Annotated in this window: 2 protein-coding genes; both read left to right on the top strand. The window is 30.1% G+C overall.

Features of this window, described 5'->3' with window-relative positions:
• Positions 1–288 precede the first annotated feature (288 nt).
• Positions 289–1,521: an EpsG family protein gene (locus VKY47_RS07820; RefSeq protein ID WP_324311793.1), complete on the top strand. Its 1,233-nt coding sequence runs from the start codon at positions 289–291 to the stop codon at positions 1,519–1,521.
• Positions 1,518–2,354 (top strand): glycosyltransferase (locus tag VKY47_RS07815; RefSeq protein WP_324311791.1); only part of this gene is annotated, 837 nt, incomplete at its 3' end. The genes VKY47_RS07820 and VKY47_RS07815, both read left to right, overlap by 4 nt.

Raw genomic sequence — 2,354 nt, 5'->3', positions numbered from 1 at the left:
CCAATTTCATGAAAACAGCACATATTTAACTAATTTGATAAGTAGTAGAAGCAGTTCAGTAAAAAGACCTTAATTATTATGGTAGCGATTGAAAAAAAATCAACTCAGAATTCCGTTCATTTACACAGAAACTCTAAGATAAGGCGATCCAGCTGTAAAAAGTAATTATAGAAGTCTTATTAAATTTATAGAATGAGTAAAAACTGGTCCAAAGAAAACAATCAAGATAAAGCGATTAGTTTAAACTTTCATAAGTATAAAAAAGAATAAATTTTGAAAACATATTAAATGCAATCCTGGAGTAAAGAAATAAAAACAGACAAAGCCATAAAAGCTATTCTGTTTATTTTAAACCCCATACTTGGTGTTTTGTATTCATTCAAAAGAATAAATACAAAATCATCTTATGTTATCTTTTTTCTTTTCGCATTGGTTTTCGGACTTTCATTTACAGTGCAAAGTGGGAAGACAGAAGAAAGCAGGCTTGATGGGGCATCATACAGAGAGAAGTTTGATCAATACCAAAGTCATAGTGAAAATCTCTATTATTTTCGATTAAACGAATATATTACTTTTAATGATGGAGATAAAGATTTTTATTTTGATACAGTAGCCTTTTTCATATCAAAACAAACAGATAATTATCATTACTTATTTTTAATATTTGCTATTGTTTTTGCATATTTCGCATTGAAATCCTTTCGGTTTTTAACTTCTGAACCTAACTTTACGACCTCCTTATCTTGTTTGATATTAGCTTATATATTTATGAGTAATCAAATATTTAATATTAATGGAGTGCGTTTTTGGACAGCAGCATGGATTGGGGTTTACTGCATATTCCAAATTATTAAAAATGACAACAAGCGTTATTTTTGGCTAGCACTTCTAACGCCTATTGTACACGGGGCATTTATTGTTTTTGTAGTTGTTTTACTATTTGGCTACTTTTTCAAAAAGTTAAACTATAGAATTTGGGGTAATTTATTTTTAATAAGCTTTTTTATATCGAGCTTCGCTGTTGAATTAACACGTGGAGCAATTGATTTCCTTCCTTCATTTCTAGCAGATGCTTTTGATGGTTATATTAGTGAAGACTATATAAAAGAAAGAGCAAATGCAGGCTCAGGTTTCTATTGGGTATCCGAAACCTTTAGTTTCATGACGCGCGCATATATGAACATACTTGTATGGTTGTTCATTAAAAATGCTAAATCCATTACAGCAAATCCAAAAACGAAAAGAATCTTTCCCTTCCTATTAATTTGGATGGTGTTTGTCAATTTCACAATGCCTATTCCTTCACTTGGCGGAAGATACATGGCAATGGCTTATCCGTTAATTGCATATATTTGGTTAGTTAATTTTAAAGGTATAAAATATAGACGTATTCTATATGCAATGCCATTTGTATTTCTATTCAGCTTTTACAGACAGATCGTCCTTTATAATAAAGTTTTAGAACCTGAATTTTACATATCAAGCCCTTTTTATTTAGTTTATAAATATTTATTAATATGAATCCTTTGAAAATCGTTATCATATCAAGGAACTCTTATCCTACCCTAAGCCCTCGATCACACAGAACAACAGAATTAGCAAAAGAATTCGCAAGTAGGGGACATCAAGTTATAATTTATACCTTACTTGGGGATTATGATTATACCAAGTATTCAAAAGAAACAGGAATTACTTTTAAAAACTTAGGTAAATCTAAGCTTGGGGCGCTTGATAATGTAGGGTACAAAAACAATCAATTTTGGGCCAAAATTGGACGAAAACTTTTTTCAAAATCATTTGAAGTACCTAACATAGAACTATTACCTATGGTGAGAAAAGCTTTAAAACATGAAAAAAATATAGACTTATTAATTACCATTGCTCACCCACACACGATTCACTGGGGAGCTGCAAAGTATATTAAAAACAATAGAAATAAGATAGGAACTTGGATCGCAGACTGTGGAGATCCATACATGAAAAACCCATTTAAAAAACATCCTTTTTATTTCAAATATTTTGAAAAAGAATGGTGCAGACTTTGTGATTCTATTACTGTGCCAATTCATAAAGCAAAGGATGCATATTATCCTGAGTTTAAAGAAAAAATAAAAGTTATTCCACAAGGTTTTAATTTTAACAACTTAAAGTTAGCCCATTATCAACCTAACTCAGTTCCAACTTTTGCTTTTGCAGGTCAAGCATATAAAGGGTTGAGGGATCCAAATCAATTTTTAAAATATATTTCTTCTTTATCTTTTGAATTTAAGTTTATTGTCTACACCAAATCAGTGAAAATATTTGATGACTATAAAGAAAAATTAAAAGATCGTTTAGAAATTAGAGACTTTATA

It is taken from the genome of Xanthomarina sp., from assembly GCF_035306705.1.
Classification (GTDB): domain Bacteria; phylum Bacteroidota; class Bacteroidia; order Flavobacteriales; family Flavobacteriaceae; genus Xanthomarina.
Note: the sequence above shows the minus strand (reverse complement) of the source record. Positions and strands in the feature narration are given on the sequence as shown.

Coding starts and splice junctions, on each gene's coding strand:
- VKY47_RS07820 (WP_324311793.1), top strand. CDS start 289: ATGCAATCCTGGAGTAAAGAAATAAAAACAGACAAAGCCATAAAAGCT.